This window comes from Streptomyces sp. NC-S4 (genome assembly GCF_054353315.1).
Window position 1 is genome coordinate 5,940,156 of the sequence record NZ_CM135937.1, and the last position, 12,742, is coordinate 5,952,897.

Sequence of the window (12,742 nt, forward strand, 5' to 3'; positions counted from 1 at the left end):
ACTCACGTTTCCCCCGCAGCGCACGGTCGTTGGAGGGATCGTGACACTTCTGACGAGGCGGGCAGGGGCGGGCTTGGCCGCCGTGGCGGCATGGGCGGGCCTGCTGGGCGGCCTGGCCGGATGCACCCAGGACGGCAAGGCCCCGGTCGAGATCCAGCTGCCCGGCAAACCCCGCTCGCCGGACGAGGCCATCCGCATCACCCCCGACGACAACGCGAAGGGGGTCCCCGCGGACGGACGGCTGTCGGTCACCGTGCCCGAGGGCCGCCTGGAGCGGGTCGTCGTCACCAAGGTGGAGGACGCCCAGCAGGAACTGGTCCCCGGCGCCATTGCCGCCGACGGACTCAGCTGGAGCCCCGACCCCGAGTCCGGACGGCTCGCGCTCGCGGCCAAGTACACCGTGGACGCCGTCGCCCTCGACGGGCACGACCGCCGCCAGGCCCGCCACACCACCTTCACCACCTACGTTCCCGAGGAGCGGTTCATCGGCTACTTCAAGCCCGAGAACCGCTCGACCGTCGGCACCGGGATGATCGTCTCCTTCAGGTTCAGCCAGGCGATCGAGCGCCGCGCCGAAGTGGAGAGGGCCATTTCCGTCACCTCCGATCCCGGCGTGCAGGTCGTCGGCCACTGGTTCGGACGGGAACGGCTCGACTTCCGGCCCAAGGAGTACTGGAAGTCCGGCACCAAGGTCACCGTGAAGATGGACCTGCGCGACATCGAGGGCGCGCCCGGCGCGTACGGCATCCAGGACAAGACCGTCGGGTTCACCGTGGGCCGCTCCCAGATCTCCACCGTGGACGCGGACGCGCACACCATGGAGGTCCGCCGGAACGGGCAACTGGTGTCGACCGTCCCGATCAGCGCCGGGGCGCCCAAGTCCCCCACCTACAACGGCAGGATGGTGGTGATGGAGATGTTCGACGTCACCCGCATGAACGGCCAGACCGTCGGCTTCGGCGGCGAGTACGACATCCCCGACGTCCCGCACGCGATGCGGCTCACCTCCTCCGGAACCTTCCTGCACGGGAACTACTGGTCCAGCCCCGACACCTTCGGCACCACCAACGTGAGCCACGGCTGCGTGGGCCTGCGCGACGACAAGGGCGGCGGCTCCGACACCCCGGCCGGCTGGTTCTTCGACCGGACCCTCGTCGGGGACGTGGTGGAGGTCGTGAACTCGCAGGACAAGACCGTCGCCCCCGACAACGGGCTGGGCGGCTGGAACATGTCCTGGGCGGACTGGGTCGCCGGCTCCGCCATCGCCTGAGCACGGGCGGCCACCCCGCCCGGGAGGGTGATCACTGTGATCGAAATGCCGTAGCGGGGAGTGTCCCCGCCGCGCCCCGCCGGAGCCCGCCCCCAGCCTGTCAGGGCACATCAGGGCAGCAGGCAACGGACGGAGCGTCATGTCAGCAAGGAACTGGACCCTCGGGCTCGCGATCGGAGCCGTACTGGCCTCCGCCGCGCCCGCGGCCTTCGCGGAGGGTCCCGGTGGCGACCGCGCGGCGGCGGTCGCCAGAGCTCCGCTTCCCGACGGGCTGGGGCCCTGCGTGCCGGGAGACTGCCCCGACCCGTACCCGGCCATCGGCAGCGACGGTGTCCCCCAGGGCCGGGACAACGGCATCAACATCTTCGCGGGGGGCGACTTCCGCGTCCGGGGCCGGGCCTCCGAGGCCGAGGGCCGGCTCGTCGTCCTCGGCGACTTCGACCAGGACAAGCAGGCGGGCGGGGACAGCCGCTACAACGTGGGCATCGTCGGCGCCGGATCGAGGGTGCCCCCGCCCGTCGGCGCCGACTTCCTCACCACCGGCGGATCGGTCACCGTCGCGGCGGGCGAACGCCTGCTCGCCGACGGCGGCGTCGTCCGCCACGCCGGCTCCGTCGAAGGCACGGTGACGGGCCGCCCGGTCCGCGACCCCGCCGCCGCCACCGCGTACGCGGGGCTGCGCGACCGGCTCAGCGCCGCCAGCCAGTGCTACGCGCGGGTCGGCGGACAGCCCCGCGCAGCCACCGGCACGGCCGTCAACAACGGCTACGAGACCGTCTTCACCGGCGACGGCTCCTCCGCGCTCCAGGTCTTCAACGTCGACGCGAACCTCGTCGGCAACGGGGGCGGCCAGCAGGGCATCCGCTTCACCCGCATCCCGGCCACGGCCACCGTGCTGGTGAACGTCCTGGGCGCCACCCGCACGATCAGCACGTACAGCGGCGGCATCCAGGACACCGACCCCCTCAACGCCTACCGCGACCGGCTGCTGTGGAACTTCCCGGACGCCACCACCGTGAACCTGACCGGCGGCGGCCAGTTCCAGGGCAGCTTCCTCATCGGGCAGCAGTCCTCGGAGACCACCGTCACCCTGCCCGGCATCAACGGGCGCTTCTTCACGACTGGCTCCGTCACCCACGGCAGCAGCACGACCGGGGGCGGCGGCCAGGAGTTCCACGCCTACCCCTTCAACGGCGACCTGCCCGAGTGCGCCGGCCCGGCCCCGGTCACCGGCACGGTCTCGGTGCTCAAGCGGGACGCGGGGACGGGCGCGGCGCTGGCGGGCGCGCGCTTCGAACTCTGGCGCGAGACGAACGGGACCGCCGGGCTGCAGGACACCGCGCCCCGGGCCGACACCCTGGTCGCCGAGTGCGTCACGCCGGCGAGCGGCATCTGCGAGCGGACCACCGAGCCCGGCACGTACTACTGGCGCGAGACCCGGGCGCCGTTCGGCTACGACCTGGACGAAACCGTCCACGAGCTGACCCTCACCGCCGAGAACGCCGCTGCCGGGGTCCGGTACGAGGCGGACAACCGGCGCACCCCCGAGCCGCCGGACACCGCCCGGGTGGAGCTGCGCAAGACCGACCGGGCCACCGGCCTCCCGCTGGCGGGCGCGCGGTTCGACCTCTGGCGGGAGAGCAACGGCTCCACCGGCCTGCAGACGGACCAGCCGGGCGGCGACACCCGTCTCGACGGGGCCTGCGTGACCGACACCCTCGGCACCTGCACGGTGGAGCTGCCGGTCGGGCACACGTACTACTGGCGGGAGACCGCCGCCCCCACCGGGTACGAGACCCCGGCCGACCCGGCCACCCGCTTCGACCTGGACCGGGGCGACGTGGCGGACGGACGCGTCGTCGACGTCGCGAACGTCCCGGTGAGCGAGGAGTACGAGGGCTCGATCCGGGTCGTGAAGCAGGACGCCAGGACCAAGAAGCCGCTGCGCGGCGCGGTCTTCGAGCTGTGGCAGGAGACCAACAACACCCCGGGCCTGCAGACGCGCGGCGTCAACGCCGACCGCCGGGTCGCCCCCGGCTGCACCACCGACCGCACCGGCGTCTGCGACTTCCGGCCGCTCCCCGAGGGCTGGTACTACCTGGTCGAGACGGCGGTCCCCGCGGGTTACGTCCTGCCGGCCGACCGGGTCACCGGCCCGCTGCGCCTCGACATCGGCACCCCGGACCGGCGCATCGTGGTCACGCTGCGGAACAAGCCGGTCGACCACGGCAAGGTCGACCACGGCAAGGGCGACCACGGGAAGGGCAAGCACCCCAAGCACCCCAAGGGTGATCACGGCAAGGGCAAGCACCCCCAGCAGCCCAAGCACCCGAAGGGCGACCACGGGAAGGGCAAGCACTCCAAGCACCCCCAGCAGTCCAAGTACCAGAAGCACCAGAAGCACCCGAAGCACCCGAAGAACGCCAAGGGCCCCCGGGCCTGATCCCTCGGCGGCCGCCCCCTCGGGATTGGCCTGATCACCTACCGTGCCCAGGTCGCGGGGGGCGGCCGCCACGGCACTTCTCCGGGCAGTTGGGACGGAACGGTGACAAGACCGTGGCTCATCGTGATCCCTCCGTGTGATTACCTGTCAACAAGCGCGCGACAGTCCGCGCGCGGGGGACATGGGGAGAACACGAGTGAACGTGCAGCCGATACGCGGCCGCGCCCGCACCGGCCTGTCGGCCCTGTTGCTGGGGGCGGCCCTGCTGTTCACCACCGCGTGCGGTGGCGGTGGCGGCAGCAACAGCGGCGGCAGCGGTGGCGACAACGCCGGGGGTGGCGGTAAGACCGGTACCGAGGCCTCCAAGGCGGTCGTCAGCGTCAAGCCCGACGACGGGGCCAAGGAAGTCGCCACCAGCGGCGTCCTGAAGATATCGAGCACGGGCGGCAAGCTCAGCACGGTGACCGTGGCGGACACCAAGGGCAACGCGGTCGAGGGCAAGATCGCCGCCGACGGCGCGTCCTGGGAGCCGGCCCGCCACCTGGCCTCCGCCACCGAGTACAAGGTGCACGCGGTCGCCAAGGACGAGGCCGGCCGGGAGTCCGCCAAGGACACCACCTTCACCACCCTGACCCCGACCAACACCTTCGTGGGCCACTACACGCCCGAGGACGGCGCCACCGTCGGCGTGGGCATGCCGGTCTCGATCAACTTCACCCGGGGAATCACCAACCCCGAGGCCGTCGAGAAGGCCATCACGGTCACGGCCGAGCCGGCCGTCCAGATCGAGGGCCACTGGTTCGGCAACGACCGCCTCGACTTCCGCCCCGAGAACTACTGGGCCGCGGGCACCAAGGTCACCGTGAAGCTCGCCCTCGACGGGGTCGAAGGCCGCCCCGGCGTCTACGGCAAGCAGACCCGCACGGTCACCTTCACCATCGGCCGCTCCCAGGTCTCCACGGTCGACGCGAGCACCAAGCAGATGGAGGTCGTCCGTGACGGCCAGGTGTTCAAGAACGTCCCGATCACCGCGGGCGCCCCGTCGACGACCACGTACAACGGTCAGATGGTCATCAGCGAGAAGTACGAGGTGACCCGGATGAACGGCGCGACCGTCGGATTCGGCGGCGAGTACGACATCGCCGACGTCCCGCACGCCATGCGCCTGTCGCAGTCCGGCACCTTCGTCCACGGCAACTACTGGGCCTCCTCCGGCACCTTCGGCTCGTCGAACGTCAGCCACGGCTGCGTAGGCCTGCGCGACCAGCGCGGCGGCGGCGACCCGGACGCGCCCGCGGCCTGGTTCTTCAACGAGTCGATGATCGGTGACGTGGTCGTCGTGAAGAACTCGAAGGACAAGCAGATCGCCCCGGACAACGGCCTCAACGGCTGGAACATGCCCTGGGCGGAGTGGATCAAGTAAGTACGCCGCCCGCGCGGCCGGAGTGGCCCGGTGCTGTGACCCACAGCACCGGGCCACTTCACGTTAACCGGCGCTAACCTGACCCGTATGACCCTCTCTCTCGAAGTCTCCGAAGGCGTCGGCACCATCCGCCTGGACCGGCCGCCCATGAACGCCCTGGACATCGCCACCCAGGACCGGCTGCGCGAGCTCGCGGTGGAGGCGACCGACCGGAGCGACGTCCGCGCGGTCATCATCTACGGCGGGGAGAAGGTGTTCGCGGCGGGCGCGGACATCAAGGAGATGCAGACGATGGACCACGCGGCGATGGTCGCCCGGTCCCGCGCGCTCCAGGACGCCTTCACCGCCGTGGCCCGGATCCCCAAGCCCGTCGTCGCGGCCATCACCGGCTACGCGCTGGGCGGCGGGTGCGAGCTCGCGCTGTGCGCCGACTACCGGATCGCCGCCGACAACGCCAAGCTCGGCCAGCCCGAGATCCTGCTCGGCCTGATCCCGGGCGCGGGCGGCACCCAGCGGCTGTCCCGGCTGATCGGGCCGTCCAGGGCCAAGGACCTGATCTTCACCGGGCGCATGGTCAAGGCCGACGAGGCGCTGACCCTCGGCCTGGTCGACCGGGTGGTGCCCGCCGCCGAGGTGTACGAGCAGGCGCACGCCTGGGCCGCCAAGCTGGCGCAGGGTCCGGCCATCGCGCTGCGCGCCGCCAAGGAGTGCGTGGACGCGGGTCTGGAGGCCGACATCGACACCGGTCTCACCATCGAACGCAACTGGTTCGCGGGCCTGTTCGCCACGGAGGACCGTGAGCGCGGGATGCGCAGTTTCGTCGAAGAAGGCCCGGGCAAGGCGAAGTTCGTCTGAGCCGGGATCCCGGCCGGGCATTCCGGTCCTCCCTGTGGGTGGATTAGCCAGGCCTTAAGGCAGCCTTAAGGGGAATGAGTGATCCACTCGCGGTGATCCCTTCCGTGTGGCGCCCCATTGCAGGTCAAGGCGCACGCGGAGGCCCTCCGGTTGCCTTTTGCATATGCCAGAACACCCCCCGGGAGTTGTTGAATCCGGGGGGTGTTTTCCTGTGGAACGGCCCGGGGGGGTCGGTCGGCCGTCCATGATGGGTGCATGGCGGGCCTGGAGGGTGTGGAACAGCCGCGGCAGCGCGGCAGCGTTTCGGCGGTACGGCTCACGGCGGCCGTCGAGGACGAACAGGGACTCAAAGCGCTGGAGTCGTACGGAAATCCGGCCGAGGCCGAAGTGACACTGCCGTCCATGCCGGAGTCGGCGAGCACCGCGCGCCGGCTCACCCAGTGCGTGGTGGTCCGCCTCTGGGGCCTCTCCCCGCAGATCGCCGAGCACGCCGTCCTGCTGGTCTCGGAGCTCGTGGGCAACGCCGTCCGGCACACCGGGGCCCGCTCCTTCGGCTTACGCCTGCTGCGGCGCCGCGGCTGGATCCGGGTGGAGGTGCGCGATCCCTCGCGCGGACTGCCCTGTCTGATGCCGGTCCACGAGCTGGACACCACCGGCCGGGGCCTCTTCCTCGTCGACAAGCTGTCCGACCGCTGGGGCGCGGACCTGCTGCCGCGCGGGAAGATCACCTGGTTCGAGATGCGGGTCGCCGACCGCCAGAACGCCTGAAGCCCCCGTGCGCCGAGTGGGGCGGTGTGGGGGCTTCATGGGTGCGCCGAGGATCTGAGGGGGTGTGATCCTCGGCGTGGCGACTTCGCTCGGGTCAATGGGAAGTCGTGCTTCCGACTATGGCAGACGAGGGCCGGAACGCCAAAAGTCCCTACTTGGACATAAGTGGGCAAATAGTAAGACTTTCTAGCTAAATCCTAGGTGAGGTGGGCCACCCACCTCGTAATCCATGAATAAATATCGACTGCTCTGTGTAAATCGTTGATCACATAGCGACCCGACCGCCCGATCGGCCCCTTTTGGCGACCGTCTTGAATTGGGTCAATCGTTACCTTCAGGGTCATCCACCCCTTAAATGGGCAAGTGCTCTCACAACCAGGCCGCCGCGCGGCCCTGCGCGTGGCCCTGCGCGCGGCAGCTCTCGGCACGGCCGGTACCGCCGCGGCCGGCCTCACCGCCGCCTGCGGACCGGGCCGGCCCGCCACCGCGCCCTCCGGCGCGCCGCCGGGTCCGGCCCGCCCGGCCCGCCCGGCACAGGTGGCTCCGGCCGCCGCCCCGCGCCGGTTCGCCGGGCAGCCCGTCGAGATCGGCCACGGTCCGCGCGACCGCCGCCGCGTCGCCCTCACCTTCCACGGCAACGGAGACCCCGCCATCGCCCGGGCGGTGCTGGCAGCGGCCGAGAAGGGGGGTGCGCGGGTCACCGTACTGGCCATCGGATCCTGGCTCGACGCACACCCGGAGCTGGCCCGGCGCATCCTCGACGGCGGTCACGAGCTCGGCAACCACACCCAGCGCCACCTCGCGATCAACGACATGCCCGAGGCGCAGGCCTACGCCGAGATCACCGGCTGCGCCCAGCGCCTCAAGCGCCTCACCGGCTCCATCGGCACCTGGTTCCGGCCCTCCCAGACCCAGTACGCGACCCCGCTCGTGCAGAGGCTGGCCCAGCGCGCGGGCTACCCGCACGTCCTCTCGTACGACGTGGACTCCCTCGACTTCACCTCGCCCGGCGCCGCGGCCGTCATCCGCACCGTCATCGGGACGATCCGGCCCGGGTCGGTGGTGAGTCTGCACTTCGGCTACGCGGACACGGTCGACGCGATGCCTCCCCTCCTCGAAGAACTCGCGCGCCGCGACCTGCGCGCGGTGACCACCACGGAGCTGCTGACCCCATGACGACCACCCGCCTTCCCCGGACTGCCGGCGTGCTGCTGGCAGGTCTGGTCCTCGCCGCCCTGGCCGGCTGCGGATCGGCCGGCAAGGAACCCGCCGAGGCACTCGGCACCAAGGCCCCGGCCAAGCCCGTCAAGGCCGCGCCGGCCGCCCCGCCCGGTCTGCCCGGTATGCCGCCCGTGCTCGATCCGAACGACGTCTACGCCGCGGACCGGCCGAACAAGCTCTCTCCCGTGGTCAAGGACTTCCCGTCCCGCGTCTACGTGCCGAACACCAACTCCAACACGGTGTCCGTCATCGACCCGGCGACCTACCAGGTCATCGACACCATCCCGGTCGGCGTCCAGCCCCAGCACGTGGTCCCCTCCTGGGACCTGAAGACCCTGTGGGTCAACAACAACCGCGGTCACACCCTCACCCCGATCAACCCGGCCACCGGCGAGGCCGGAAAGCCGGTCGAGGTGCACGACCCGTACAACCTGTACTTCACGCCGAACGGCAAGTACGCGATCGTCATGGCCTCGATGGACAAGGAGCTCGTCTTCCGCGACCCGCACACGATGGACCGGGTCAAGACGGTCCCCGTGACCTGCTACGGCGTCAACCACGCGGACTTCTCCGCCGACGGCCGCTACTTCATCGTGAGCTGCGAGTTCTCCGGCGAACTCCTCAAGGTCGACACCGAGCGCATGGAGGTCGTCGGCCAGCAGAAGCTGCCGTTCGAGGGCGCGATGCCGCAGGACGTCAAGGTCTCCCCGGACGGGAAGACCTTCTACGTCGCGGACATGATGGCGCACGGCATGTGGGTGCTCGGCGGGGACACGTTCGGGACCCCCAAACTGCTGCCCACCGGGAAGGGCTGCCACGGCCTCTACGTGAGCCGCGACTCCAAGGAGATGTACGTCTCCAACCGGGGCGAGGGCACCATCTCGGTCTTCAACTTCCCCGAGAACAAGCTCACCAAGAAGTGGACCCTGCCGGACGGCGGCAGCCCCGACATGGGCGGGGTCTCCGCCGACGGCAAGGTCCTGTGGCTGTCGGGCCGTTACCACTCCGAGGTCTACGCGCTCGACACGCAGACCGGCAAGCAGCTCGCCCGGATCCCGGTGGGTGGCGGACCGCACGGACTCGCCGTCTACCCGCAGCCCGGCCGCTACTCGCTCGGCCACACCGGCATCTTCCGCTAGAACCGGGCGGGCCGGATGCGGCGGTGCCCCGGAAGCTCGCACAGCTCCCGGGACACCGCGGTCCACTCGCCGGAGCCCGGGCAGCCGATCGACCCCCACTTCCAGCGCAGCAGTTCCTCCACCGCCCCGGCCATCGGCCCGGAGACCCCCCGAGGAGCCCCGTACGCTCCTCGGGGGCCGGGGCGAGCCGGTCGTTCAGCCGGCCGGCGAAGCCCGCCCGGTGGTCCGCCGGGCCGCCCTCCGCCACGAGCGCGTCGCCCCCGGGCCCTCAAGCTGCTCGGCGCCCATCGGCGGTCCTTTCGGTCGGTGCGCGGTCGCGGTCCGCGGCGCTCCCGGGTGCACCGGCCCCGGGCCGTACGACGGCGTACGCCTGGTTGCGGGTCGCGCGCAGGCCCCCGCCGCGCGCGAAGAGGACATCGGTCAGCGGCATCCTGACGTGGTAGGCCGCCACCGAGGACGGCACGTCGAGAATGCTCGGGGTGTCCACGAAGAACGGCAGCTCGGCCGCCATGTAGTCGAAACAGACCCGCAACTGCCCGGCCGTGATCGATTCACCTTCCGGCAACTTGGAGCCGACGAATTGCAGGGCCATTTCCTCGCAGCCCCTACGGAATTCCTCGTCGGTCTCCAGGAAATGTAGGACGCGACGGTGCAGTAGTTGGTAGACCGGGTTCGACTGGAATTCGGAAAGTGCCCGGACGCGGATTTCCACCCCTGGCGGGCCTGATTCCGTCACGCCCTTGAGGATCCGCCGCCGGACCGCCTTGATCTCCTTCGCCGCACGCTTCTCCGCATGCTCCCGGGTGTGGCCGAAGGCGGCGAACATCCGGTCCACGTGCAGGTCCGCGTAGACGAAGTCGACCTGCGCGAATCGGGTGGTGGCCCATCGGGCCAGGCCGGCGATGCGTTCGGCGCTGAAATAGCTGTTCCCGGGGCTCACGCCGATGAGCACATGGTCGCCGTCTTCCCAGATGTGTCGGCAGGTCCGGGTGAAGGGCAGAACTTCGAATGATGCGTCAGCTGTGATCGTCATCTGATTGATCGCCCTTGTTGCCACTTGTCCCTGGGAGCCCTGCGCTCCTGGTGTGGCGGCAATGCCAGTACGTTATGCCGTGGCCCCGGAGTGTGACAAGTGGAATCCTCGTCCATTTCTCCGGAATTATCCATTCCGCATTACGGGCCGGTAATTGAAATGATTTCTGCCGCCCGAACGGGACCCGGGGCGGGGGCGGACCGGGACGGCCGCTACCCTGAGCCGGTCAACAAGGCATCAAGAAGGAGTGGACCCAGTGGCGGACATCGAGAGCGCACGGACGACGTTCGGCAAGTTCGACGTGAACGGTGACGGCTTCGTCACGGCCGACGAGTTCAAGGCGGCCATGGCGGCCATGGGCGACCCGTTCGTCACCGGCCCCGTCGCGGACGCCGTGATCGCCGCCAAGGACGCGAACGGCGACGGCCTGCTGAGCTTCGACGAGTTCTGGGCCTCCCTGAACAAGTAGTCCCTCCGCCGCCCCGCCCCGCCCCGGACAGCCGGAGCGGGGCGTCGGTGTGCGTTGCGCGCCGGGCCCGGGGTGATCGGGCCCGCGCGTCAGTTCTGAGGTCCGGACATGTCCTCGACCTCGCCCAGTGCCTCCTCTAGCCAGTGCAGCCAGAACGTCTCCAGGGCGATCCCGCCGTGCAGCACGAGCCGCCGCAGCCGGTCCTCCACGGCGTCCCGCCCGGGCGGGAAGTCCCTCTCCTCGATGGCCTCGTACTGTGCGAGCTGGCGCCGGTGCAGCTCCAGATGGCGCCGCAGCTCGGGACCGAGCCCCTGCGGCCCCACGACACCCGCCGCGCGGATGCGCAGCAGCAGCGGGTCGCGCATCGGCTTGGGGTCCTGGCTCTCGCCGACCCACCGGGCCAGCTCCGCACCGCCGGCCGGCAGCACCTCGTACTCCTTCTTCTGCCCGCGCACGGGCACCTCGCTCGGCAGCTCCCGGATCAGCCCGGACTCCTCCAGGCGCCCCAGCTCGCGGTAGATCTGCTGGTGCGTCGCCGACCAGAAGTACCCGATCGACTTGTCGAACCGCCGGGTCAGCTCCAGCCCGGACGAGGGCTTCTCCAGCAGGGCGGTGAGGATGGCGTGCGGCAGCGACATGGCGCCATCCTAGGTTTGCGGCGGCGCAGGCCCCCACCCCGTGTCCGTACGGCCGTCCCCGGACGGGTGCGGCCCGCTGGCGGGGGCGGGGTGCCGTGGCGAGGCTGGTGGGTGTGGCTGCCGCATACGACTACTCGGACCTGACCGCCCTCTACGTGAACTGCACGCTCAAACGCTCGCCCGAGACCAGCAACACCGAGGGCCTGATCGACAGGAGCCGCCGCGTCATGGAAGCGGCCGGCACCCGGACCTCCCTCATCCGTGCCGTCGACCACGACATCGCGACCGGGGTCTGGCCCGACATGACCGAGCACGGCTGGGAGAGCGACCAGTGGCCGGTCCTCTACAGCCAGATCATGGACGCCGACATCCTCGTCCTGTGCGGCCCCATCTGGCTCGGCGACAACAGCTCCGTGATGAAGCAGGTCATCGAGCGGCTCTACGCCTGCTCCTCGCTGCTGAACGAGCGCGGCCAGTACGCCTACTACGGGCGGGTCGGCGGCGCGCTGATCACCGGCAACGAGGACGGCGTCAAGCACTGCGCCATGAACATCCTCTACAGCCTCCAGCACCTCGGCTACGCGATCCCGCCGCAGGCCGACGCGGGCTGGATCGGCGAGGCCGGGCCCGGACCCTCCTACCTGGACCCCGGCTCGGGCGGCCCCGAGAACGACTTCACCAACCGCAACACCGCCTTCATGTCCTGGAACCTGATGCACCTGGCCGCGCTGCTCAAGCGCTCGGGCGGCATCCCCCCGCACGGCAACCAGCGCTCGCAGTGGGACGCGGGCTGCCGCTCCGAATTCCCCAACCCCGAGCACCGATGAGCTCGCTGCTGAGGGTCCAGAACTTCGCCGTGTCGCGCGACGGATTCGGTGCCGGTGCGCACCAGAGCCTCGAGCGGCCGTTCGGCGACGCCGATCCCGGCGCGCTGCTCGCCTGGGCCGGAGCCACCGCGAGCTGGCCCCACCGCACCGACGCTGGAGGGAGCCGGGGTCTCGACGACTACTTCACCCGGGACTTCGCGCACAACATCGGTGCCGAGATCATGGGCCGCAACAAGTTCGGTCCCCAGCGCGGGCCCTGGACCGACCACGACTGGCTCGGCTGGTGGGGCGAGGAGCCCCCGTTCCACACCCCGGTGTTCGTGCTGACCCACCACGTGCGTCCCTCGTTCACGCTCTCCGACACCACCTTCCACTTCGTCGACGCCGACCCGGCCACGGTCCTGGAACGGGCGCGGGAAGCCGCGCGGGGCAAGGACGTCCGGCTCGGCGGCGGGGCCACCACCATCCGGGAGTTCCTCGACGCCGACCTCGTCGACACCCTGCACGTGGCGGTCGCTCCGGTGGAGATCGGAGCCGGGGTACGGCTCTGGGAGTCGCCCGACGAGCTGCTCGACCGGTTCCACCTCGACGTCGTGCCCAGTCCGAGCGGTGTGACGCACCACCTGTTCTGGCGCAGATGACGGCGGGGCCCGGGG

At 70.6% G+C, this 12,742-nt stretch carries 13 protein-coding genes; 10 read left to right on the top strand and 3 right to left on the bottom strand.

Annotated elements, in window-relative coordinates:
• Positions 1-49 precede the first annotated feature (49 nt).
• The 7 genes from ACXNSR_RS26920 to ACXNSR_RS26950 all read left to right on the top strand — a co-directional run bounded on the left by ACXNSR_RS26920 (position 50) and on the right by ACXNSR_RS26950 (position 9,119).
• The gene (locus ACXNSR_RS26920) at positions 50-1,270 is read left to right on the top strand and encodes a L,D-transpeptidase (protein WP_458643402.1); all 1,221 of its coding nucleotides are present in this window, start codon (positions 50-52) and stop codon (positions 1,268-1,270) included.
• A 139-nt stretch (positions 1,271-1,409) separates the two neighbouring features.
• Complete coding sequence (locus ACXNSR_RS26925; protein WP_458637990.1) at positions 1,410-3,713, top strand: choice-of-anchor A family protein; 2,304 nt, start codon at positions 1,410-1,412, stop codon at positions 3,711-3,713.
• A 196-nt stretch (positions 3,714-3,909) separates the two neighbouring features.
• Positions 3,910-5,136: a L,D-transpeptidase gene (locus ACXNSR_RS26930; RefSeq protein WP_458637991.1), complete on the top strand. Its 1,227-nt coding sequence runs from the start codon at positions 3,910-3,912 to the stop codon at positions 5,134-5,136.
• 87 nt (positions 5,137-5,223) lie between these two features.
• On the top strand, positions 5,224-5,991 hold the full coding sequence (locus tag ACXNSR_RS26935; RefSeq protein ID WP_458637992.1) for an enoyl-CoA hydratase/isomerase family protein: 768 nt from the start codon (positions 5,224-5,226) through the stop codon (positions 5,989-5,991).
• Positions 5,992-6,246: 255 nt separating this feature from the next.
• A complete protein-coding gene (locus tag ACXNSR_RS26940; RefSeq protein ID WP_458637993.1) occupies positions 6,247-6,759 on the top strand; it encodes an ATP-binding protein in 513 nt (170 codons plus the stop codon).
• A gap of 363 nt (positions 6,760-7,122) precedes the next feature.
• Positions 7,123-7,935: a polysaccharide deacetylase family protein gene (locus ACXNSR_RS26945; protein WP_458637994.1), complete on the top strand. Its 813-nt coding sequence runs from the start codon at positions 7,123-7,125 to the stop codon at positions 7,933-7,935.
• On the top strand, positions 7,932-9,119 hold the full coding sequence (locus tag ACXNSR_RS26950) for a YncE family protein (RefSeq protein WP_458637995.1): 1,188 nt from the start codon (positions 7,932-7,934) through the stop codon (positions 9,117-9,119). The genes ACXNSR_RS26945 and ACXNSR_RS26950 overlap by 4 nt, the downstream gene beginning before the upstream one ends.
• On the opposite strand, the gene ACXNSR_RS26955 is transcribed toward ACXNSR_RS26950, so the two are convergent.
• Entirely contained in the window at positions 9,116-9,253 is a 138-nt protein-coding gene (locus ACXNSR_RS26955; protein WP_458637996.1) for a hypothetical protein, read from the bottom strand. The genes ACXNSR_RS26950 and ACXNSR_RS26955 overlap by 4 nt on opposite strands.
• A gap of 134 nt (positions 9,254-9,387) precedes the next feature.
• Positions 9,388-10,176 carry a tRNA-dependent cyclodipeptide synthase gene (locus ACXNSR_RS26960; protein ID WP_458637997.1) on the bottom strand — a complete coding sequence of 263 codons (789 nt, stop codon included), beginning with the start codon at positions 10,174-10,176 and terminating at the stop codon, positions 9,388-9,390.
• A 232-nt stretch (positions 10,177-10,408) separates the two neighbouring features.
• Here ACXNSR_RS26960 and ACXNSR_RS26965 point away from each other — a divergent pair, with 232 nt between their 5' ends.
• Positions 10,409-10,621 (top strand): EF-hand domain-containing protein, encoded by a 213-nt coding sequence (locus tag ACXNSR_RS26965; RefSeq protein WP_150259513.1) that lies wholly within the window; start codon positions 10,409-10,411, stop codon positions 10,619-10,621.
• 89 nt (positions 10,622-10,710) lie between these two features.
• On the opposite strand, the gene ACXNSR_RS26970 is transcribed toward ACXNSR_RS26965, so the two are convergent.
• Complete coding sequence (locus ACXNSR_RS26970) at positions 10,711-11,259, bottom strand: PadR family transcriptional regulator (protein WP_458637998.1); 549 nt, start codon at positions 11,257-11,259, stop codon at positions 10,711-10,713.
• Positions 11,260-11,372: 113 nt separating this feature from the next.
• Here ACXNSR_RS26970 and ACXNSR_RS26975 point away from each other — a divergent pair, with 113 nt between their 5' ends.
• Positions 11,373-12,086 (top strand): flavodoxin family protein, encoded by a 714-nt coding sequence (locus ACXNSR_RS26975; protein ID WP_458637999.1) that lies wholly within the window; start codon positions 11,373-11,375, stop codon positions 12,084-12,086.
• Positions 12,083-12,727 (top strand): dihydrofolate reductase family protein, encoded by a 645-nt coding sequence (locus ACXNSR_RS26980; RefSeq protein ID WP_458638000.1) that lies wholly within the window; start codon positions 12,083-12,085, stop codon positions 12,725-12,727. The genes ACXNSR_RS26975 and ACXNSR_RS26980 overlap by 4 nt, the downstream gene beginning before the upstream one ends.
• Positions 12,728-12,742: the final 15 nt, after the last annotated feature.

What these genes read in the sequence shown, in the direction of transcription:
- ACXNSR_RS26925 (WP_458637990.1), top strand. Translation starts at nt 1,410, where the DNA reads ATGTCAGCAAGGAACTGGACCCTCGGGCTCGCGATCGGAGCCGTACTG.
- ACXNSR_RS26935 (WP_458637992.1), top strand. Translation starts at nt 5,224, where the DNA reads ATGACCCTCTCTCTCGAAGTCTCCGAAGGCGTCGGCACCATCCGCCTG.
- ACXNSR_RS26940 (WP_458637993.1), top strand. Translation starts at nt 6,247, where the DNA reads ATGGCGGGCCTGGAGGGTGTGGAACAGCCGCGGCAGCGCGGCAGCGTT.
- ACXNSR_RS26950 (WP_458637995.1), top strand. Translation starts at nt 7,932, where the DNA reads ATGACGACCACCCGCCTTCCCCGGACTGCCGGCGTGCTGCTGGCAGGT.
- ACXNSR_RS26955 (WP_458637996.1), bottom strand. Translation starts at nt 9,253, where the DNA reads ATGGCCGGGGCGGTGGAGGAACTGCTGCGCTGGAAGTGGGGGTCGATC.
- ACXNSR_RS26970 (WP_458637998.1), bottom strand. Translation starts at nt 11,259, where the DNA reads ATGTCGCTGCCGCACGCCATCCTCACCGCCCTGCTGGAGAAGCCCTCG.
- ACXNSR_RS26980 (WP_458638000.1), top strand. Translation starts at nt 12,083, where the DNA reads ATGAGCTCGCTGCTGAGGGTCCAGAACTTCGCCGTGTCGCGCGACGGA.